Source organism: Ideonella sp. P3_A4 (assembly GCF_056403075.1).
On record NZ_JBFUGE010000054.1, the window covers coordinates 1 to 20,814 of the forward strand.

General features: G+C 68.7%; 15 protein-coding genes and 1 pseudogene. 11 read left to right on the forward strand and 5 right to left on the reverse strand.

Annotated elements, in window-relative coordinates; all coding sequences use genetic code 11:
- Positions 1-293 (reverse strand): annotated as a pseudogene (locus AC1DYI_RS08285) (ABC transporter substrate-binding protein); the annotation flags it as partial.
- Between the two features lie 154 nt (positions 294-447).
- Here AC1DYI_RS08285 and AC1DYI_RS08290 point away from each other — a divergent pair.
- From AC1DYI_RS08290 to AC1DYI_RS08300, 3 genes are read left to right on the forward strand one after another with little or no spacing between them, the layout of a single operon-like run.
- Positions 448-1,386 (forward strand): ABC transporter permease, encoded by a 939-nt coding sequence (locus AC1DYI_RS08290; RefSeq protein WP_477203618.1) that lies wholly within the window; start codon positions 448-450, stop codon positions 1,384-1,386.
- Between the two features lie 8 nt (positions 1,387-1,394).
- Positions 1,395-2,435, forward strand: a complete 1,041-nt coding sequence (locus AC1DYI_RS08295; RefSeq protein WP_477203619.1) for an ABC transporter permease — start codon at positions 1,395-1,397, stop codon at positions 2,433-2,435.
- Positions 2,436-4,133: an ABC transporter ATP-binding protein gene (locus AC1DYI_RS08300; RefSeq protein ID WP_477203620.1), complete on the forward strand. Its 1,698-nt coding sequence runs from the start codon at positions 2,436-2,438 to the stop codon at positions 4,131-4,133. It begins immediately after the preceding gene.
- 126 nt (positions 4,134-4,259) lie between these two features.
- Here AC1DYI_RS08300 and AC1DYI_RS08305 read toward each other — a convergent pair whose 3' ends face one another.
- Together AC1DYI_RS08305 and AC1DYI_RS08310 are read right to left on the reverse strand one after the other, a co-directional pair.
- Positions 4,260-5,006, reverse strand: a complete 747-nt coding sequence (locus AC1DYI_RS08305; protein WP_477203621.1) for a DUF3466 family protein — start codon at positions 5,004-5,006, stop codon at positions 4,260-4,262.
- Positions 5,007-5,454: 448 nt separating this feature from the next.
- On the reverse strand, positions 5,455-5,832 hold the full coding sequence (locus AC1DYI_RS08310) for a hypothetical protein (RefSeq protein WP_477203622.1): 378 nt from the start codon (positions 5,830-5,832) through the stop codon (positions 5,455-5,457).
- Between the two features lie 215 nt (positions 5,833-6,047).
- Between AC1DYI_RS08310 and AC1DYI_RS08315 the strand changes: the two genes are divergently transcribed.
- The 4 genes from AC1DYI_RS08315 to AC1DYI_RS08330 all read left to right on the forward strand — a co-directional run bounded on the left by AC1DYI_RS08315 (position 6,048) and on the right by AC1DYI_RS08330 (position 12,678).
- The gene (locus AC1DYI_RS08315) at positions 6,048-7,328 is read left to right on the forward strand and encodes a solute carrier family 23 protein (protein ID WP_477203623.1); all 1,281 of its coding nucleotides are present in this window, start codon (positions 6,048-6,050) and stop codon (positions 7,326-7,328) included.
- A 124-nt stretch (positions 7,329-7,452) separates the two neighbouring features.
- Entirely contained in the window at positions 7,453-9,231 is a 1,779-nt protein-coding gene (locus tag AC1DYI_RS08320) for an adenylate/guanylate cyclase domain-containing protein (protein WP_477203624.1), read from the forward strand.
- Between the two features lie 67 nt (positions 9,232-9,298).
- Entirely contained in the window at positions 9,299-10,486 is a 1,188-nt protein-coding gene (locus AC1DYI_RS08325) for a phosphatase PAP2 family protein (protein WP_477203625.1), read from the forward strand.
- Positions 10,477-12,678 (forward strand): S8 family serine peptidase, encoded by a 2,202-nt coding sequence (locus tag AC1DYI_RS08330; RefSeq protein WP_477203626.1) that lies wholly within the window; start codon positions 10,477-10,479, stop codon positions 12,676-12,678. The genes AC1DYI_RS08325 and AC1DYI_RS08330 overlap by 10 nt, the downstream gene beginning before the upstream one ends.
- A 1-nt stretch (position 12,679) precedes the next feature.
- Here the strand turns inward: AC1DYI_RS08330 and AC1DYI_RS08335 are convergent, their stop codons facing one another.
- Positions 12,680-14,086, reverse strand: coding sequence for a phospholipase D-like domain-containing protein (locus tag AC1DYI_RS08335; RefSeq protein ID WP_477203627.1), 1,407 nt, complete (start codon positions 14,084-14,086; stop codon positions 12,680-12,682).
- A gap of 178 nt (positions 14,087-14,264) precedes the next feature.
- Positions 14,265-17,141, reverse strand: coding sequence for a PAS domain S-box protein (locus AC1DYI_RS08340; protein ID WP_477203628.1), 2,877 nt, complete (start codon positions 17,139-17,141; stop codon positions 14,265-14,267).
- A gap of 138 nt (positions 17,142-17,279) precedes the next feature.
- Between AC1DYI_RS08340 and AC1DYI_RS08345 the strand changes: the two genes are divergently transcribed.
- From AC1DYI_RS08345 to AC1DYI_RS08360, 4 genes are all read left to right on the forward strand, one after another.
- Complete coding sequence (locus tag AC1DYI_RS08345) at positions 17,280-18,047, forward strand: class II glutamine amidotransferase (protein ID WP_477203629.1); 768 nt, start codon at positions 17,280-17,282, stop codon at positions 18,045-18,047.
- A 124-nt stretch (positions 18,048-18,171) separates the two neighbouring features.
- On the forward strand, positions 18,172-19,317 hold the full coding sequence (locus AC1DYI_RS08350) for a sensor histidine kinase (RefSeq protein WP_477203630.1): 1,146 nt from the start codon (positions 18,172-18,174) through the stop codon (positions 19,315-19,317).
- A gap of 4 nt (positions 19,318-19,321) precedes the next feature.
- Positions 19,322-20,458: a sensor histidine kinase gene (locus AC1DYI_RS08355; protein ID WP_477203631.1), complete on the forward strand. Its 1,137-nt coding sequence runs from the start codon at positions 19,322-19,324 to the stop codon at positions 20,456-20,458.
- On the forward strand, positions 20,458-20,814 hold a 357-nt coding region (locus AC1DYI_RS08360; protein WP_477203632.1), incomplete at its 3' end, for a LytR/AlgR family response regulator transcription factor. The genes AC1DYI_RS08355 and AC1DYI_RS08360, both read left to right, overlap by 1 nt.

The window sequence follows — 20,814 nt, forward strand, 5'->3', positions numbered from 1 at the left end:
GTGTATTCGCGCCAGTCGGCACTGTGCTCGGGCATCGCGGCGGCCAGCTGCGGCTTGACCTTCACCGGCCGGGCCAGGTAGTCGAAGCGGTACAGCGGCTCGAAGATGCTGCCGGCCACTTCCTGGCTGTAGATGTCCTGCAGGCCCGCGGGGTCTAGCGTGGTCGCGTCGCTGACCATTGCGTAGCGCAGCACCTTGGGTGCGCCATCGACGGCGGCAGGCGAGGCAGGCGCAGCGGCGAGCGGCACCATCGCCAGCGCGAGCACGAAGAAAAATGAAGCGAGTCGCAGCATCGGGCAACGATAGTGCATCGTCGCGGCGTTTCGCATCCGGACATGCGATCAAGACTGATCAAGATGAGGGGCAAACGCCGAGAAAAATGCGGCCGACGCGACCCTACACTCGCGCATCTTCACGAGTGACCTCCCTTGCGCAGGGAGCCCCGACATGGCGGCCTATGTGATCCGGCGCCTGTGGCAAATGGTGCCGACCTTGTTCGGCGTCGTGCTGCTGGTGTTCGTGCTGTTCAAGTTCTTCGGCGGCGACCCGGCCGAAATCCTCGGCGGCCTGAACGCGACCCCGCAGCAGGTCGACGCGATCCGCGAGCAGCTCGGCCTGAACAAGCCGTGGTGGGTGCAGCTGGGCATCTTCCTGAAGCAGATCGCCACCTTCGACTGGGGCAAGAGCTGGGCGACCAACGAGTCGGTCGCGAACCTGTTCGCCACGCGGCTGCCGGCGACGCTGACGGTGATGACGCCGATCCTGATCTTCGACACGCTGCTGGCGATCCCGATCGCGCTCGGCGTGGCCTATGTGCGCGGCTCGCTGACCGACCGCGCGCTGACGATCGTCACCACGGTCGCCTTGTCGATCTCGTTCCTGGTCTACGTGATCATCGGCCAGTACGTGTTCGGCTTCCAGCTCGGCTGGTTCCCGGTCCAGGGCTGGAGCGACTCGACCTGGACCAACCTCGTCACCTACGTGCCCTTGCCCTTGCTGCTGGCGGTGGCGGTCGGCGTGTCGCCGCAGATCCGGCTGTACCGCAGCTTCTTCCTCGACGAACTGGGGCAGGACTACGTGCGCACCGCGCGCGCCAAGGGCCTGGGCGAAGGGCCGGTGCTGTTCAAGCACGTGCTGCGCAACGCGATGATCCCGATCCTGACCAACATTGGCCTGGCGCTGCCGGGGATCTTCGTCGGCTCGTTCCTGATCGAGGTSTTCTTCTCSATCCCCGGCCTGGGCCGCGAGGTGCTGCTGGCGGTCAACCGCAGCGACTACCCCGTCATCCAGGCCGTCACCGTTTACCTGGCAGTCCTGACGATGCTGATCAACCTGGCCACCGACCTGCTCTACAAGGTCGTCGACCCACGGGTGACTCTCAAATGAGCGCCGTCATGAACAACGCCGGGCCGGCCCCGGCACTCGAACGCTCCGAGGGCGTCTGGCACGCCGCGTGGCGGCGCTTCAAGGGCGACCGCCTCGGCATGGTCAGCATGGCGATCGTGCTGGCTTTCCTGCTGCTGATCGCCGCGGCCGCTGTCGGGCTGGTGGCAAAACACTGGCAGCAGGAAGTCGGCGTGCCGAACGCACCGCCGACGCTGCTGGGCCCGGCGCCGCCCGAAGCCACCGGGGCGATCGAGCAGCCCAAGGGGCCGAACGTCGACATCAGCGACATCGACCCGCTGGCGCCCAAGTACAAGGAATGGGCCGAGCGTGCCAAGCAGTACCAGACGGCCGACACGATCAAGGCCGAGACGCTGCCGCTGGGCGGGGACCGCCTGGGCCGCGACGTGCTGTCGAAGGCCATCAAGGGCACCCAGATCTCGGTCTTCGTTGGCGTGCTTGCGGCGGTGTTCGCCACGCTGATTGGCACAGTGTTGGGCGCGCTAGGTGGCTTCTTCGGCGGCAAGGTCGGCGACTTCCTCGAGTGGCTCTACAGCGTCTTCACCGCGATCCCCGACATCCTGCTGATCTTTGCCTTCGCGGCGGTGTTCGGTCGCGGCATCACCACGGTGGTCGCGATCCTCGCTCTGGTCGGCTGGACCAGTCTGTACCGCCAGGTGCGGGCCGAGTTCATCAAGCACCGCTCGCGCGAGTACGTCCGGGCGGCCGAGGCGATCGGCGCGTCGACCAGCTCGCGCATGTTCCGCCACATCCTGCCCAACGTCAGCCACGTGATCCTGGTCCGCGCGAGCCTGATCATCGTCAGCTCCATCAAGAGCGAGGTGATCCTGTCGTACCTGGGACTGGGCGTGCCTGTCGACCAGGTCAGCTGGGGCACGATGCTGGCCGATGCGCAGGGCGAGCTGATCCTCGGCTACTGGTGGCAGCTGGCCGCGGCGACCGCGTTCATGGCCACCTTCCTGATTGCCTTCTCGCTCGCCGCCGATGCCTGGCGCGATGCGCTGGACCCGAAGCTGCGGGGGATTGAGTAAATGGCCGCCCTTCTTTCGATCCAGGACCTGAAGGTCGCTTTCCGCATGGGCCAGCGCGGTGGCGTCGTGCAGCGCGCCGAGGCGGTTGGCCGCGGTGCCGTCGGCGTCAGCTTCGACGTGGCCGAGAACCAGACCGTCGCGCTGGTCGGCGAGTCGGGTTCGGGCAAGAGCGTGACCGCGATGTCGATCGTCAACCTGCTGCCCGACAACGCCGAGCGCTCGGGCCGTGTACTGTGGCGCGGCAACGATCTCTTGCAGGCCGACCGTGCTCACTTGCGCGCGCTGCGTGGCCGCGAGATCGCCTGTGTGTTCCAGGACCCGATGTCGTCGCTGAACCCGGTCTTCAGCGTCGGCCAGCAACTGATCGAGCCGCTGATCACGCACCTGGGGCTCAAGCCCAAGGCCGCGCTGGCGCGCGCCGAGCAGCTGCTGGTCGAGGTCGGCATCCCCGAGCCGGCGCGGCGGCTGAAGGCCTACCCGCACGAGCTGTCGGGTGGCCAGCAGCAGCGCGTGATGATCGCGATGGCGCTGGCCTGCGAGCCCAAGCTGCTGATCGCCGACGAGCCGACCACCGCGCTCGACGTGACGATCCAGCGCCAGATCATCGAGCTGCTGGCCAAGCTGAAGGCCTCGCACGGCCTGTCGGTGCTGTTCATCAGCCACGACCTGGCACTGGTCGGCGAGATCGCCGACCAGGTGGTCGTGATGCGCCAGGGCACGGTGCGTGAGCAGGGCTCGGTGGCGCAGATCTTCAACGACCCGCAAGACGCCTACACCCGCGCGCTGCTGGCCTGCCGACCGAGCCTGGGCGAGCACAACCCGGCTCGGCTGATGGTGATCGACGACCACATCGCCGGCCGCTCGGCCCATGGCGTGGCCAAGGCCAAGAACCCCGATGCCCCGGTGGTGCTCGAGGTCAAGTCCCTGGCCAAGAGCTTCTGGCTCAAGGAGGGCCTGTTCGGCAAGCGCGAGTTCAAGGCGGTGCGCGACGTCAACTTCCGCCTGCGCCGCGGCCACACGCTGGGCGTGGTCGGCGAGTCGGGCTCGGGCAAGACGACGATGGGGCTGACGCTGCTGCGCCTGCACGAGCCGACCGAGGGCGAGGTGCTGTTCGATGGCCGCAACCTGCTGACCTTGCGCGACGCCGAGCGCCAGGCGATGCGCCGGCGCATCCAGATCGTGTTCCAGAACCCGTACGCCTCGCTGAACCCGCGCTTCACGATCGGCCAGACCCTGGTCGAGCCGATGACCATCCACGGCATCGGTGGCGACCTGACCGAGCGTGAACAGCGCGCCCGCGAGCTGCTGGGCAAAGTGGGGCTCGACGATCGCGCCTTCGGCAAGTACCCGCACGAGTTCTCAGGCGGCCAGCGCCAGCGCATCGCGATCGCGCGCTGCCTGACACTGAACCCCGAGGTACTGGTGCTCGACGAGGCCGTCAGTGCGCTCGACGTGTCGGTGCAGGCCCAGGTGCTGAACCTGCTGCGCGACCTGCAGGACGAGCTGGGCCTGGCCTACATCTTCATCAGCCACGACCTGGCGGTGGTGCGCTTCATCAGCGACGAGGTGCTGGTGATGAAGGACGGCGAGGTTGTCGAGCAGGCCAGTGCCGAAACCATCTTGCGCACGCCGCAGCAGGACTACACGCGCAAGCTGATCGGCGCGGTGCCGCGCGGTTGGACGCCTGCCGTGGTCTGAGACTGTGGTGATGGCCTCCGTGCCGCGCCGCCGCAGGCTCCGCCGGGGCACGCACCTCGGCGTGCAGGTCATCGGCCGGCCCTGGCGCGACCACCAGGTGCAGGCGGTGATGAAGGTGCTTGAGGCCTAACGCGGGGTCAGCACGAAGCCTTGCATGCTGTAGTTGTTGACGTCGTCGCCCAGCCCGGTGGCGGTGATCACACCGGCCCGGTTGACATCGCTGGCTCCGTACAGCGTGTAGCTGCGCCCTTCGGCGTCGTGGCAGCCGCCTTCGGCCAGCAGGTTCAGGTCTTGCGCAGGCGCGTCCGGTGATGCCCAGACGGTGGCATGCGTGGGGCCCGGGCCACTGCTCGAGCCCACCGTCACGCCGGCGTCGTTGATCGCCTCCGGGTGGCTATCACTGAAGCCGTCGGGCCGTTGCATTACCGCGACCTGGCCGTCACGCCAGACCAGGGGTTCGGTGGTCGTGAGGCCGGAGGCCCAGCCGACGATCAGGTGGCCCTGGTTGATCGCTTCGGCCTGGCTGCTGTACCAGTGGCCCGGCGGCAGCGGCAACGCGCGCGGACGGCCCGGCTTGGGCCAGACGACCGCCCAGTGCGCGCCATCGTCCTTTTTCTGGCTGTCGCCGATGATCACGCCGGCGTCGCTGATCGCCATCGCGCGGCTGTAGGCGTCGACCTGCGCACCGGCGGCAGCCAGCGTGCCGAGGTCGACCAACCGTCCATCCGGCTGCCACAGCGTCGCGTGCAGCACGTGCCTCGTGCCGCTGCCCTTGGCGATCTCGGAGCGGCCGACGATCTGCCCGGGCCGGTTGATGCCCAGCGCTTCGCCGGAACGGTAGTTGGCCGGGGCAAGCGTGCCCAGATCGACCATCGCCCCGTCGACCATTTGGCCGGCCGGCTGTTGCCGAGCGTCGTGCCGCCGGCACCGACGGCCACGCCGCTGTCGCCGATTCGCCAGGCCCATGCGAAGGTGCCCGGTGGGCCCGTGCCAGCCACTGCAGCGGCCCATCGGCACCAGCCGGCCACCACGCCGGAAAGTTCCTGGCCTGCTGGATGGGTGTCGCATTGCCGACCACCGCGCCGGCGGCGTTGAGGCCGACCGCGTTCGAGGTCGGGTTGGGGTTGTCGTCCGCCAACGCGCGGCAGGTGTAGCCGCTGCCGGCAATGGCCGGGCCGACCAGCACGGCACCGGTCAGCGCCACCGTCATCCATCGATACCCACAGATCGTCATCGGCATGCTCCGAGGTCGAAGCCTGCACTGTGCCCGAGCGATCCGCGCTCCCCAACCCGGGCCATCCCGGGCCCCACGCGGCAGGGGCTACTGTTTGACCATCGTCAGCGGCGCGCCACTGCGGGTGCCGCTGACGGCGCCGTCCTCGCCGCGTTTGAGCTTCACGGTGACATCGTTGCAGCCGGCCAGCGCTTCGGAGAATTTCAGCTTCAGCGTGACCGCATCGGCGCCGGCGCTGTCGACCGCAATCGGCACCTCACGGCCATAGCAGAAATCTGCCTTCGATGCGACGTTGAAGGCCTGCCATTGGCCACCGGATTCGGTCAGCACCATCTTGGCCGAGATGGTGTTGGCCTTGCCTTGCCACGACACGTTCCAGGTGCCGACGAACGGCGCCGGCACCTGGGCCAGCGCGGCGCCAAACCAGACCCACAGCGTGATTCCACAACCGATGCGTTGCAACATGGCCGACCTCCGTCAGATGAGCGCCGGGAGTATGCGCGCGGTGGTGAGCACAGGGGGCACGCACCTGTCCCGAGAACGTGGCGAGCCGATTGCCCGCGACCGCGGCAAACCCTCAGCCGCCGCTTGGCGGGGCTTGCCTACACTGCCCGCGGACCTGGCACGCACCGTGCAAGGCTCGCCGACAGACATTGCAAGCACCCCGAGGAGAACGATTCATGAGCCTGCTGCCGACCTGGCGCGAAGTCCCGGCCCGAGCCGGGGCCGTTGTGGCCCCCGACGAAAGATTGCCCTGGCCGCAGACGGTGGCGCTGGGCGTGCAGCACGTGATCGCGATGTTCGGCGCGACGGTGCTGGCGCCGATCCTGATGGGGTTCGATCCGAACGTCGCGATCCTGATGTCGGGCATCGGCACGCTGATCTTCTTTCTCGTCGTCGGCGGCCAGGTGCCCAGCTACCTCGGCTCCAGCTTCGCCTTCATCGGCGTCGTGCTCGCGGCCACCGGTTATCCCGGTGGCGGGCCGAATGCCAACATCGGCGTTGCGCTCGGCGGCATCATCGTCTGCGGGGTGATCTACGCGCTGATCGGCCTGGGCGTGATGTCCATCGGCACGAAGTGGATCGAGTCGCTGATGCCACCGGTCGTGACCGGCGCGGTGGTCGCGGTGATCGGGCTGAACCTGGCCAGCATCCCGATCAAGAACATGGCGCCGACCGACTTCGACAAGTGGATGCAGGCGGTGACCTTCATCTGCATCGGGCTGGTCGCGGTGCGCACCAGCGGCATGCTGCAGCGGCTGCTGATCCTGATCGGCCTGATCCTCGCGACCGTGATCTACGCGGCGCTGACCAACGGGCTAGGCTGGGGGACACCGATCAACACCGCCGGCATCGCCGCGGCGGCCTGGGTTGGCGCACCGCATTTCACGGCACCGGTGTTCGATGGCCGGGCGATCTTGCTGATCGCGCCGGTGGCGATCATTTTGGTGGCCGAGAACCTGGGCCATGTGAAGGCGGTCGGTGCGATGACCGGCCGTAAGCTCGAGCCGTACATTGGCCGCGCCTTCCTCGGCGATGGCATCGCGACCATCGTCTCGGGCTGCGCTGGCGGCACCGGCGTGACGACCTACGCCGAGAACATCGGCGTGATGGCCGCGACCAAGATCTACTCGACCGCGATGTTCGTCGTCGCTGCGCTGATTGCGGTGCTGCTGGGCTTCAGCCCGAAGTTCGGCGCGCTGATCCAGGCCATCCCGCTGCCGGTGATGGGCGGCGTCTCGATCGTCGTCTTCGGCCTGATCGCGATCGCCGGCGCCAAGATCTGGGTCGACAACCGGGTCGACTTCTCGAACAACACCAACCTGATCGTCGCCGCTGTCACACTGGTGCTGGGCACCGGCGACTACACGCTGAAGTTCGGTGGCTTTGCGCTCGGTGGCATCGGCACCGCAACCTTTGGTGCGATTGGTCTGTACTGGTTGCTGAAGAAGCGCAGCTGAACGCCGAGGCGAGAACGGTTGAGACCGATGCGGTCGCGGTGGCGCACGGCATCAATCACCGATGGCGCGCAGAGGGAGCGTCGTACAGAATAAGGATTACAACCAGATACGACGGGAGCAGGATGTGAGCCATCCATCCGATGTGCAGGGCCCAGTTGTCCGCATGGCGCGCACGGTGCTGGTGGTTGACGTCGTCGAGTACGTCCGGCTCATGGAGCAGGACGAGCAAGGCACGGCGCAACGCTGGCAGCTGTTCGTCGACGAAGTGTTGAAGGTCTTGCTGCCCCGCCACGGCGGGCGACTGGTCAAGAGCACAGGAGATGGGTTGGTGGCCGAATTCGAGGCCGTTCCCCCTGCCATCCAGTCTGCCCACGACATGCTCCAGTCCATCTCCCGGCTCAATGCCAACCAGCCGCCCGAACGGGCGATGTGGTTGCGCTGCGCGGCCACCGTTGGCGACCTGTATGCCAACGACATGGACATCCAGGGCCGGGCCGTCAACCTCGCGTCGCGCCTGGCGACACTGGCCTCGCCCGGCGACATCGTGGTGTCGGCCGAAGTGCGCGACCGCCTGGTGCCGGGGCTGGACGCCGAGCCGGAAGACCTGGGCGACTGCTACCTCAAGCATGTGCCGCAGCCGGTGCGCGCCTACCGCATTGGCCACTGGGTCGACCGCCCGGCGGCAAATGTCGACAAGCAGGCCGATCCGCTGCGTGCCGGCGTGGCCGTGCTGCCGTTTGCCGCGCGGGTGGTGGCCGCGGAGTACGCGGCGCTCGGCCACCTGCTGGCTGACGAGGTGGTCAGTGGCCTCAGCCGGGCCGAGAACCTGCATGTGATCTCCAGCCTGTCGTCCAGTGCCGCCGCCGACAGGGGCCTGGGGGTGGCCGATCTGGGCCGGTTGCTGCACGCCGCGTACCTGGTGGCGGGGTCCTACCTCGTGGTCGGCTCGGTGGTGCGCCTGCACGTCGAACTGGTCGAGTCCGACACCCAGACCGCCGTCTGGAGCGACGACCTGTCGGCGCGCCTGGACGACGTGCTGCTCGGCAACGACGAGATCGTCTCGCGCGTGGTCGCGCAGGTCGGCGCCACGATCTCGCAGCAGGAGCTTGCCCGTTCCAGCGGACGTCCGCTGCCCAACCTGCAAAGCTACAAGCTGCTGATGGCCGGCATCGGGTTGATCCACCGCTCGTCGCGGCAGGATTTCGAGCGCGCCCACGACATCCTCGAGCACTTGGCGCAGCGCCATTCGCGGCTGCCCCAGCCGTTTGCCTGGCTCGGCAAGTGGCATGCGATGCGTGTCGTGCAGGGCCTGTCCGACGATCCCGCGCAAGAAGCGCAGCGCGCCTTGGACCGGGCGCATCGGGCGCTGGACGCCGACGCTCACAGCAGCCTGGCGCTGACGATGATGGGCCTGGTGCACGGTTTCATGCTGCGCGACCTGGACGCAGCCGAGCGCGACTACGCGCAGGCGCTGGAGGCCAACCCCAACGAGGCGCTGGCGTGGCTGTACACCGGTACCTTGCGTGGCTGGCAAGGGCGCGGCGAAGAAGCCTTCGCCGCGGCGACCAAGGCGCTGGCCCTGTCGCCGCTGGACCCGATGAAGCCTTACTTCAATTCGCTCGCGGCCTTCTCGGCGCTGACCGCGGGCCGGCTGACCGAGGCCCGCGGTTGGGCCCAGGCATCGTTGCGGGCCAACCGCCTGCACACCGCCACCCACCGCACGCTGGCGATCGCCCAGTGGCTGAGTGGCGATGTCGCAGCGGCGCGCTCGACCATCGCCGAGATGATGAAGGTCGACCCGACGTTCAGTTGCGCCCGCTACCTCGAGCGCTTCCCCGGCGGCCAGACCCCGATGTCGCGTGACTACGCGCGCATATTGCGCGACGCGGGCGCGGCCCACTGAAGCCCCGGTGCCGAGGCCCGGACGCAGGCGTCCGAGCCCAGTCACCCCATTACGGAAGGGATGATCCATGGCTTTCCTGACCAGCCACACGAGCCACACCAGTCACACGAGTCATACGAGCCACACGAGCCATGCGGACGACGTCAGCTACGCGGGGCTGGACGCGAGTCCCTTGTTGGCAGAGGGCCTGATCGCGTCGCAGGTCGGGCTGGACCATTGGGAGCTGGATGGACAGCGCCGGCCGATCTATGCCAATGACATCGAGATCGATCAGCGGCGTAATGGCTTCGGGCAAGACGGCGAACTCAACACCGTTCCGCAGACACGCTTTTTCGGGATGGAGTCGGGCCCCCGTTCCTATGTGTGCCATGCCGAGCTGATGAGTCTGCTGGAGGTCAGGCCCACCAGCGTCGACGGCAGCGCCGCAACGGAGGTGACGCTGACCTATCAGGATCGAAAGACCGGCGAACCCGACAGGCCCCTGATCAAGCTGGTGCGGCCCACGCACGCGCTTTTCAGCAAGCAGGTGCTGCTGGTTCACCAGCTGTCGAAGGAACGCAAGGAGCGCTACGCCGAGATTCTGCCGCAGGTCTATCCGGCCCATGCGTGGTGGGCGCAAGTCGTCGGTCTGAGGCCCGACAAGCACCGCATGACGATGGAATTCCTGGACGCAGCGCTGAACCTCACGGCCAGCACGCTGTTCCGCCTGAAGCAGCTCTTCGCTTGCCCCCGGCCCTTCGAGTACACCGGGATGCTGCAGCCCTTGATCCAGACCCCAGGCCATGACAGTTGGCCGAGCGGCCATGCCACCGAGTCGGTCGTGATCGCGCGCGTGCTGAACAGCCTGGCTCTCCAGGACAAGGGCCGCCCGAAGGTCGACAAGCCCTTGTTCGAGATCGCGCGACGCATTGCCGAGAACCGCGAAGTCGCGGGCCTGCACTTTCCTGTCGACAGTGCCGCTGGCCGTGTGCTGGGCGACACCTTGGCTCGTCTGGTGCTTTGGTACAGCGCTGGCGATGCCGCCCAGGCTGCACCGCAATCAAGAGTCTTCGAGCCAGCGAAGGTCTTTGGCAACGACGGATCGCCGCTCTCGCCGGTGCCGCTGCCGAACGACGAGGCCTTTGACACGAGGTTTGAGCTGAAGGTCAACGACCAGTCCGTGGCTTGGCCGGCCAGCGCCACACAGGTCTTGCCCGACCAACCGTACATGCGCTGGCTTTGGGAGCGCGCGCAAGAAGAATGGAAGTGGAAGTGACCATCATGGCCAACACCGACACATCGCCATCCCTCGAGGAACTGGACCCCTACCTGGCCTGGGCCCGGAAAACCGACTTCGCAGCCGTGCTGCCTGATCCGCAGGGCAACGACAAGTTGCGAGTCGCAATCGAATTTCGCAACGGCCAGAAGCTCGGGCCTCTGGTCGACGGGTGGGCGAAGCTGAAMGTGGGCCTGGCGCCGCACTACACCGAGGCCATGCAGCAAGAAGACTGTCGGTTCGCCTGTGCGGACGTGCCTGCGTGGGCCTTGGACCAGGTTGCCACGGCGGCCTGTCGCCTGAAGGCGGGCCTCATTGGCAACGCCGAGCAACAGTCGCTGCCGGCGGACCAACGCGTCCCGATGGCCGATTTCGACTCGCCGGCGTTGAAGGCCAGGGCCATTCAGCAGATGCGCGGCGCCATGTCCCGTGCCACCAAGAGCAAGGCCAACAAGGAAAGCAAGCAAGGTCGGATCGACGGCCTTCGCAAGATCAAGGTGGCCAAGCCGTCAGGTTCCAGGGCCGCCGCGGCGGATGCCGCGGCACAGTCGTCCCAACAGGTCGTCACACCGGTGATGGCCGTGATCGACTTCGGATGTGCCTTCGCCCACGGGAGCTTCCGGCGGCCAGACAGCGGCACACGGGTGATCCACTTCTGGGACCAGGGACGCGACGCAGACGCGGGCAAGCAGGTCGAGATCGAGGAGACTTGGCCGTGGTTGCCGGAGCAGCGGTTCGGCTATGGGCGCGAGGCCAATGCTGAACGGCTGGGCACGTTGATGCACAGCGTCTACAAGGCCAGCGTATCCAAGAAGCCAGGTGACGCGTTCACGGTGGCGATGGAAGAGGCGTGCTACTTGCGCGCCGCGTTGCCGGAGCTTCTGGAGCCGTGGTCGCACGGCACCGCCGTGATGGGCATGGCGGCGGGCGTGGAGGTGGATGCCTCGGGAAAGAACGCCAATGAACAGGACACCTTGCCCAGCGATGACCCCGCGAGCAAGGCCGACCTGATCTTCGTGCAACTGCCCGAGGCCGCGGTCGAAGACTTGTCAGGCGGCTGGATCACGACCTATGTGCTCGACGCCATCAACTACGCGATCGAGAAGGCCGGGGAACGATCGCTGGTGATCAACATCAGCCTCGGTTCGCACGGTGGCCCCCATGACGGTGGCTCGCTGCTGGAGGCAGCCATCGAGCAATTCATGGAGAAGCACAGCGGGCTTCATATCGTTGTGGCCGCGGGCAATGCCGCTGACAAGCGTGGACACGCCAAGGCGACGATTCAACCCGGTGCCCATGCGCAGCTTCGCTGGGTGGTGCCCGCCGGGGATCCGACCCAGAGCTTTCTGGAGTTCTGGTATCGCCGTCCGCGCGACGGCGTGTCGCCCACTTTCAGCGTTCGGCGTCTGGACGGCTTGACGGTGTTGGAGGGTTCGCCGGCAATCGCTCGGGATGCCGACGAACTGCCCTGCGCTGCACTTTGGCAACTACCCGCTGCACCGTCGGGAGATGAGGCGGGTATGGCGCTGCTGGCGATAGCCCCCACGGTGGGCTTGCCCGACCGCCCGAAGGTCGGCATGGGCGTGGCGCCGCCGGGGGCATGGACCATCGAAGTAACCAACAATTCACCCCAACATGAGATCGAGGTCCACGCCTGGATCGAACGCGACGAGCCCGGTGCCGGGCCGTTGGCCGATCGACCGGATTCGGTGCTGAAGGCGCCGCCGGGCAGTACCTTCGAGGTGACCGACGAGTCGACGCTGATCGGTCAGGCCACTGGCATGAAATCGTGGGTGGTGGGTGGCTACGAGTTGCGCCATCCGAGGCAGAAGAAAGGTCAACTTCCGATCCGGGCCAAGGAGTCCGGCCGCGGGCCCGGGCGCGGCCGCGACAAGCGCTCGCCGGACTTGTTCGCGCCCTCCGATCGATGGGTCGATGGTGCGACACGCGGCCTGCGTGCCTTGGCCAACCGCAGCCCTCGAAAAGGTCAGACGCTGACCGACATCGACGGGCGGGGATTCGCCGCATTGAGCGGCACGAGCCTGTCGGCACCGTGGGTGGCCCGCCAGTTGTACAACCTGATGACCTGCCCGTCGGCGCTGCGCTCCAAGGAGGAATTGAGCACGGCCTTGCAAGCGATGAAGGGCAAGATCCATCCACCGATCTTCGAAGCCGCAGTGGAGTGGCCCTAGTTCACAACCAATACTGCACCAACTGCCCAAGCCACTCGCTGAAGCGTTCGCCCATCGGCCGCTGGTTCCAGGCTTCGAGCGTGATCGGCTCCGACTGGGCCAGGTCGCGCTCGAAGGCCTTTTGCATCTGGGTGCCGAATTCGTCGCCGAGCACGACGGCGTTGAGTTCCTGGTTGTGGATGAAGCTGCGCCAGTCGAGGTTGGCCGAGCCGACTGTCGACCAGACGCCGTCGATCACCGCCGACTTGGCATGCAGCAACACGGTGCGGCGCTCGTACAGCCTCACGCCGCTTTCGAGCAAGGCGCCGTACTGCGCGCGGCCGGCGCTGAGCACCAGCTTCGCATCGCTGTGGCGCGGCAGGATGAGCCGGACGTCGACGCCGCGCCGCGCTGCGCGGCTCAACGCGTCGACCAGCTGCGCGTCCGGCACGAAGTAGGCCATCGTGATCAGGATCTGTTTCTGGGCATGGTCGATCGACGACATCAGCGTCGCGTAGATCGTGCTGTACGCCTCGTCGGGCGAGCTGGCGATGGCCCGCACCACATGCTTGCCGCGGGCTTGGCGCTTGGCCGGCAGGTAATCGGTGGGGTTCAGCGGCTCGCCTTTCTGGCGCACCCAGGTGTCGAGGAAGATCTTCTGCAGCTCGGTCACCACCGGGCCTTCGATGCGCAGGTCGGTGTCGCGCCAGGGCCGGCCCTCGTCGGGTGACTTCGCACTCGCCGATGCCGCCGATGCTGCCGGGGCCGGCGCTTTCGTCCGCACTTTCGGTGACGAACCGGAGGAATAGACCGCGCTGATGTTGATGCCGCCGAGGAACGCGATCTCGCCGTCGACGACCAGCAGCTTGCGGTGGTCGCGTCCGTTGACGTCCCAGCCGGCTTTGGCCTTCAGCGGATTGACAGGGTTGTATTGCAGGACGCGAACGCCGGCCGCCTTCAGGCGGTCGAAGAACTCGGCGGGTGTGTCGATCGTGCCGACGCTGTCGTAAAGCACGTTGACCTGCAGACCCTGCCGGCGCTTGGCGATCAGCGCATCGGCGAAGCGCTGGCCGGTTTCGTCGCCCTGCAGGATGTAGGTCTCCATGTTGATGTGGTGCTTGGCGCTGGTGATCGCCTCGAACATGGACTTGTAGGTCTCGTCGCCGTCCTGCAGCAGCGTGACGGCGTTGTCGCTCACCAGCGGGCTGCCGGTGATCGCACTCTCGATCGCCAGGTGGCGGTCGAGGATGTTTTCGGGCTGGCCGGGGTTGACCTTCAGGTTCTCGACGATCTGCTTGCTGCGCGCTGGCGACATCGACCCGCGCGCGCTCTCGACCGCGACCGGCCGTTCAGCCGCGCCGGCCGTGGACGGCGCCAACGGCGGCGACGCGCAGCCGATCAGCGCGAGGAATGCGCCGAAGGCGCCCAAGCGGCGCCGCCACATGGACAAGGCTGGGCAGCAAGGGGCGACGGGGGCGTGGGACGGCATGGTGACGACGCAGAAGGGGATCGTGCCGCAGTCTGGCGGCGGGCGCACCGCCTGTCTGCCAGCGCAGGGCGGCCCCGGCTGTGGGAACTGGCCGACAGGGCGGACCCTTGCCGGCCGTTCAGAGCGGCTGCGCGACCCAGCGCGACAGCACGCGCACCAGCTCGTCGGGTTGCACCGGCTTGCCGACGAAGTCGTCCATGCCGGCCTCGCGCGCCTGGGCCCGCTCGTGGTCCAGCGCTGCTGCGCTGAAGGCGACCACCGGCAATGCGCGGGTGCTCGGGTCGGCACGCAACTGGCGCACCGCCTCGAGCCCGTCGAGCACCGGCATGTGCAGGTCCATCAGCACCACATCGAAGGCCTCGGGGTGGGCCTGGCAGGCCTGCACGGCCTCCGCGCCGTCATGTGCCGGGCTGACGCTCGCGCCCAGCCGTGCCAGCATCTCGGCCGCTATCAACATGTTGACCGGGTTGTCTTCGGCGATCAGCAGGCGCAGCCCGTGCAGCGGCCGATCGGTGCCGTCCAGCCAGGTGCTGGGCCGATCCTCGCTGCCATCGGCCGACGGCAGCGGCAACTCGGCCCAGAAGGTGGCGCCTTCGCGTGGCACGCTCATCGCGCCAACCTCGCCACCCATCAGCTGGGCCAGCTCACGCGTGATCGACAGCCCGAGGCCGGTGCCGCCGAAGCGCCGCGTCGTCGAATGGTCGGCTTGCGCAAAGGGCTGGAACAGGCTGGCCAGCGCCGCCGGCGCGATGCCGATGCCGGTGTCCTCGACCTCGAAGCGCAGCCGCCCCGGCTGGGCCACCGCGACGCGCAGCATCACCTCGCCCTGGACCGTGAACTTGATCGCGTTGGCGATGAAGTTCGACAGGATCTGGCGCAGCCGCAGCGAGTCGCCGCGCACGCGGCGCGGCACGCCGGGCGCGATCAGTTGCCGCATCACCAGGCCCTTGGCCTCGGCCAGCACCATGTGCGCGCCGTGGACCTTGTCGATCAGGTCGTGCAGGTCGAAATCGATGCGCTCGACCTGCAGCTTGCCGGCCTCCATCTTGCTGAGGTCGAGCACGTTCGAGACGATGCCGTTCAGGCTCTCGGCGGCGTCGATCAGGTAGCGCAGGTGGTTCTGCCGCCGCGCTTCGGGCTGGCCCGGCACCGCCATCAACCGCGCCAGGCCCAGCACGCCGTTCAGCGGCGTGCGGATCTCGTGGCTCATGTGGGCCAGGAAGGCGCTCTTGGCATCGCTCGCCGCCTCGGCCACCGCCTTGGCTTCGGCCAGGGCCTGCTCGGCGCGGCGCCGCTCGGTGATGTCTTCGAGGACCCAGATCGCGCCGGCCTCTTCGGGCTGGTGCGGGTCGACCAGCTGCGAGCGCAGCAGCGCCAGGAAGCGGCTGCCGCCGGGGCGGGTGAACTCGTGCTCGACCTCGATCGGCTGCCCTTCGGCCAGGCGTTTTCGGACCTCGTCGATGAAGGCCTGGTAGCCGGCTTCGCCGCCGAAGTACTCGGCCACCTCGCGGCCGGCCATGCTGCCGCTCGGCTGGCCCAGCAGCGCTTCGAGTCGCGGGTTGACGCGCTCGACACGCCGCTCGCGCACCAGCGCCACGCCGACCGCGGCGTGGTTCAGGATCGCGTCGCCCTGCAGCCGCGAGCGTTCGGCCTCGGTGATGTCGCGGATGATCATCACCGACACCGGCTCGCCGTCCCACTCGAAGCGGGCCGCGGTGATCAGGCCGTCGCGGCGCGCGCCATCGCGTCGCCAGAACCGGGTGCGCAGGTCGCGCACCATGCCGGTTTCGACCAGGGCCTGGGCCAGCGCCTGGGCCTCTGCCGGTTCGCGCCACAAGCCCAGATCCAATGGGCTGCGACCGATCACTTCGTCCGGCCGGTCGTAGCCTGCGGCCGCCAGAAAGCCGGGGTTGGCCAGCATGATGCGGCCGTGGCGCAGGCTGGCCACCGCGATCGCGTCGGGCGACAGGCGCACCAGCCGGTCCAGCAGCGTGCGCGAGCGCTCGTGCTCGCGGGCGGCCAGCACCTCGCCGGTCACGTTCTGGCTGATGCCCCACCAGCCCACGTGCTTGCCGGTCACGCCCAGCACCGGCTCGCCGGTGCCGCGCACACACACCAGCTGCCCATCCGCGCATTCGAAGGTGATGACCCGGCCGCGGTAGGGCCGGCGGGCGCGCAGGTCGTCCATCAGCGCCGTCCATTCGTCGTCGTGCACGATGCGCGGCCCGCCCGGCTGGTCGATGCGCATGAACTCGGCCACCGTGCGGCCGGTGTGGCGCTCGAAGCTCGGCGAGATGTGGGTCGGTCGGCCATGGCGGTCGGCCTCCCAGGTCCAGTCGCTGCCCAGGCGCAGGAATTCGGACAGCCGGTGTTCCTTGACCCAGGCTTCGTGCAAGCTGCGGCCGAACTGCCGGCCCAGGATCGCCGCCACCGCCAGCGCCCCGGCGGTCAGCAGCATGTGCGAGATCAGCCGCCCGGTGTTGCCGCGCACTGGCGAGCTCAACACGTCGGGCATCAGGCCGTGAATTTCGCCGTGGTAGATCAGCACCAGCAKGGCCAGGTGCAGGCCGGCCAGCAGCCAGGCCACGCGCGGCCGCGTCAGCACGCCAGCCAGCACGATCAGCACGGCAGAGGCCGACAGCAGGATCGACTGCAAGCCCAGGCCGGTGAACCACGCGTACAGCCCCAGCGACAGCTGCAAGGTCAGCAGCAACATGCCCGCGGCGACGCGCGGTGAGCGGCGCCGTGCGATCAGCACCGCGCCGCCGGCACCGGCCAGCAGCACCGCACCGATCAGCAGCCGCCAGACGACGAGCCGGCTCGGCGGGCCGAGCCACAGCTGCAACGGCACCGACAGCCACAGCAGCCCGGCCAGCGTCAAGGCGGCGCGCAGCAGCGCGCGCACGGCGACGCGGTCGCGTTCGGCCTGGGCTTGGCGTGCCCCTTCGGTGAAAGGCAGGCCGGCGAACGGCTCTTCGGCCGTGACTGGGGGCAAGATCCATCCCTCCATTGACTCAGGACGCCAGTGTCCCAGGTTACCGGCTCCGCCGCGCCTGTCCGCCCAGGAGGCGCCCCCTGAACAGGGCACGCTGCCTACAATCGACCGCAGCTGCTGCTCTGAGAACCCGAGACCATGTGCCAACTGCTGGGCATGAATGCCAACACGCCGACCGACGTGATGTTCAGCTTCACCGGTCTGGCCACCCGTGCCGACGAGCACAAGGACGGCTTCGGCATCGGCTTCTTCGAAGACAAGGGTGTGCGGGTCTTCATCGACCACGCCAGTGCGCGCCAGTCGGCGATCGCCGAGCTGGTCAAGACCTACCCGATCCACAGCGACAACGTCATCGCCCACATCCGCAAGGCCACGCAAGGCCGGGTGGCGCTGGAGAACACCCACCCGTTCGTGCGCGAGCTGTGGGGCCGCTACTGGGTCTTCGCCCACAACGGCGACCTGAAGAACTTCAACCCGCGGCTGCATGCCGCCTTCCGCCCGGTGGGCGACACCGACAGCGAACGTGCCTTCTGCTGGCTGATGCAGGAGCTGTCCAAGGCCCATGCCGCTGTGCCCGAGGTCGCCGAGCTGCACTGCACGCTGGCCGAGCTGGTGCCCGAGCTGCACCGCCACGGCACTTTCAACATGCTGCTGTCGAACGGCCAGGCGCTGTGGGCCCATGCCTCGACGCATCTGCACTGGCTGGTGCGGCAGCATCCGTTCCGCGCCGCCAGCCTGAAAGACGAAGACGTGCGGGTCGACTTCGCCCACGCGACCACGCCGAACGACCGCGTCGCCGTGATTGCCACCGAGCCGCTGACCCAGGACGAAACCTGGACGGCTTTCCAGCCAGGGGAGCTGCGGGTGTTCGTCGACGGCGCGCCGCTGGCCTGTCGGGCCGGCTGAACCCGGCGCAACTGCCGCGGGCGGCCCGCCGTTCATGCGCGGTGGCCGGCGGCTGGTGTGTGCGGCCAGGCCGTTCGCCCGGCGCCCGGCCGCACGTCGCCGCGCGCTGCCTACACTGCGCCGCATGCCCACCCTGAGCCCCACCATCACCTGGCGCGATCGCCTGCTGGCCGCGATGGCGCGCCGCCACGCCTGCCTGCCGGACGACGAACGGGCAGGCGCGCACACCGGCGACGCCTGGCTGCTCAGCCGTGCCGGGCTGGCCGGCTGGGCCGGGGCGCTGGCGGTCGGGCTGCTGGTGTCGTGGTGGCTGGCCGAAGTCGGCGGTGTGCCGACCTGGCTGGCGATGCTGGTCGGCGAGCCGGCCGCGGTCGCGATGCTGCTGGCGTTGGTGCAGGCTTGGTTCCAGCCGCACGGCACGCTGGCGCGGTTGCGGCGCGAGTTCTGGTGGTCCAACGGCATCCTCGGCGCCGCCGCCGTGCTGCAGATCGCCTTGTGGCACGGCGGCGGCGACCCCTGGCGCTGGCTGGCCTGGCTGCTGCCGATCGCGCTGGTGTCGCTGGTGCAGCTGGTGGTGGCGCAGTGGAGCCGCGGCCACCTGGACCGCGAGGTGCAACGCCTGCGGCTGGAGCAGGAGCGCGACGCCGCCGCGCGCGAGGCGGCCGAGGCGCGCCTGGCCGCGCTGCGCTCGCAGATCCAGCCGCATTTCCTGTTCAACACGCTGGCCGCGCTGCAGCACTGGGTTGACGGCAGCGACCCGCGCGCCGCGCCGCTGCTGCGAGAGTTGACCGGCTTCCTGCGCGGCTCGACCGAGCTGATGGCGCGCGATGAGGTCACGCTGGCCGACGAGCTGGCGCTGGCGCGCCACTACCTGGCGATCATGCAGGCGCGATTCGGCGAGCGGCTGCAGGTCGAGCTGGCGGTCGAGCCGGCGGCGCTGGCCCAGCCGTGGCCGCCGGGGCTGCTGCTGACGCTGGTCGAGAACGCGGTCGAGCACGGCATCGGGCCGCTGCTGCAGGGCGGGCACATCCGCGTGGCTGCTGGTTGCGGCGACGATGGCCGTTTCTGGCTCACCGTGCAAGACAACGGCCCCGGCCCCGCGCCGGACTGGCGCGAGGGGATCGGGCTGGCGAATGCGCGCGAGCGGCTGGCTCGGCGCTTCGGTGCGCGGGCACAGCTGCAGCTGCAGGCGCTCGACCCGGGCGCCCGCGCCGAGATCACGATTGCACCGGCCCCTGGCCTTGCCAACGGAGCCCGCGATGCGGGCTGACACCATGCCGACCCCTGTCCCCGCGTCACCACCGGCGCCCCGCGAACGCATCGACTGGAGCCAGCTCTGGTACCCGGGCCCGACGCGCGTGTTCACCGACGCCGAGCTGGCCCGCGCTGGCACCGACCAGCCCAGCCGCACCTTCCTGGTGATGCTGGCGATCTCGCTGGCGATCGTCGCGCAGGGGCTGATGCAGCACGTGCCCGACGGCGAACTGGCGCGCCTGACCGGCCTGTTGGCGGCGATGGCGGTGGCGACCTACAAGGCCGGCATGTGGTTGTGGCACCGCCCGACGCGCCGGCGCCTGATGGTGGTGACGCTCGTCGGCATGGCCGCCTTCATGGTGTTCGCCTTCGGGCTGCGCTGGCGCATGGCGGCCRGGCCGGCCCGCGACTGGCTCGTCTACACCTGCGGCGGGGCGTGCTCGCTCGGCTCGCTCGGCATGTGGTTCGTCGCGGTCTACCGTGCGCAGCAGATCGAAGCCAAGCTGCGCGAACTCGACGAGCGCGACCACGCGATCGCGCTGGCCCGCCAGCTGGCCACCGCACAGATCCAGCCGCACTTCCTGTTCAACTCGCTCGCGTCGCTGCAGCACTGGGTCGATACGCGCGACGAGCGTGCCGGGCCGATGCTTTCGTCGCTGACCGGCTACCTGCGCGCTACGCTGCCGCTGTTCGAGCGGAACGCGTTGACGCTCGGCGAAGAGCTGGAGGCGGTGCGCCGCTACCTCGAAGTGATGCAGGCCCGGCTCGGCGCGCGGCTGCGCTTCACGATCGACGCTGACCCCGCTGCGCTCGCCGCCGTGCTGCCGCCGGGCGTGCTGTTGACGCTGGTCGAAAACGCGGTCGAGCACGGCGTGTCGCCGCAGCTGTCCGGCGGCCAGGTGCGTGTGTCGGCCCGCATCGAGCCCGACCGTGTGCTGTGCCTCGAAGTCATCGACGACGGGCCGGGTCTGCCGCCCGGCGGCGCTGTTGGCGGCCCGGGCCATGTCGGCTTGGCCAACACCCGCGCCCGCTTGGCGCAGGCCTTTGGCGATCTGGCCAGCTTGACGCTAACCAACGTGCCGGACGGCGGCTGCAGCGCGACGCTGCGGCTGCCGACCGGCCCCATCCATCCCACTGCCACCCTGACCCCGCTGTGATGCCCACCGATTCCCCCGACCGTGTCACCGTGCTCGTTGCCGACGACGAGGAAGCCCCGCGCCAGCAACTGATCGCCGCGCTGCGCCAGGCCTGGCCGGCGGCGCGCATCGTGGCCGAAGCCAGCAACGGCGTCGATGCATGGGACGCGTTTCTCGAACACGAGCCGCAGGTGTGTTTTCTCGACATCCGCATGCCGGGGCTGTCGGGCATCGAGGTCGCGCAGCGCATCGACGGCCGCGTGCCGGTGGTCTTCGTCACCGCCTTCGGCGACCACGCGCTGGCCGCGTTCGACGCCGGCGCGGTCGACTACGTGATGAAGCCCGTCGACGCGGCGCGCTTGAGCCAGGCGCTGCAG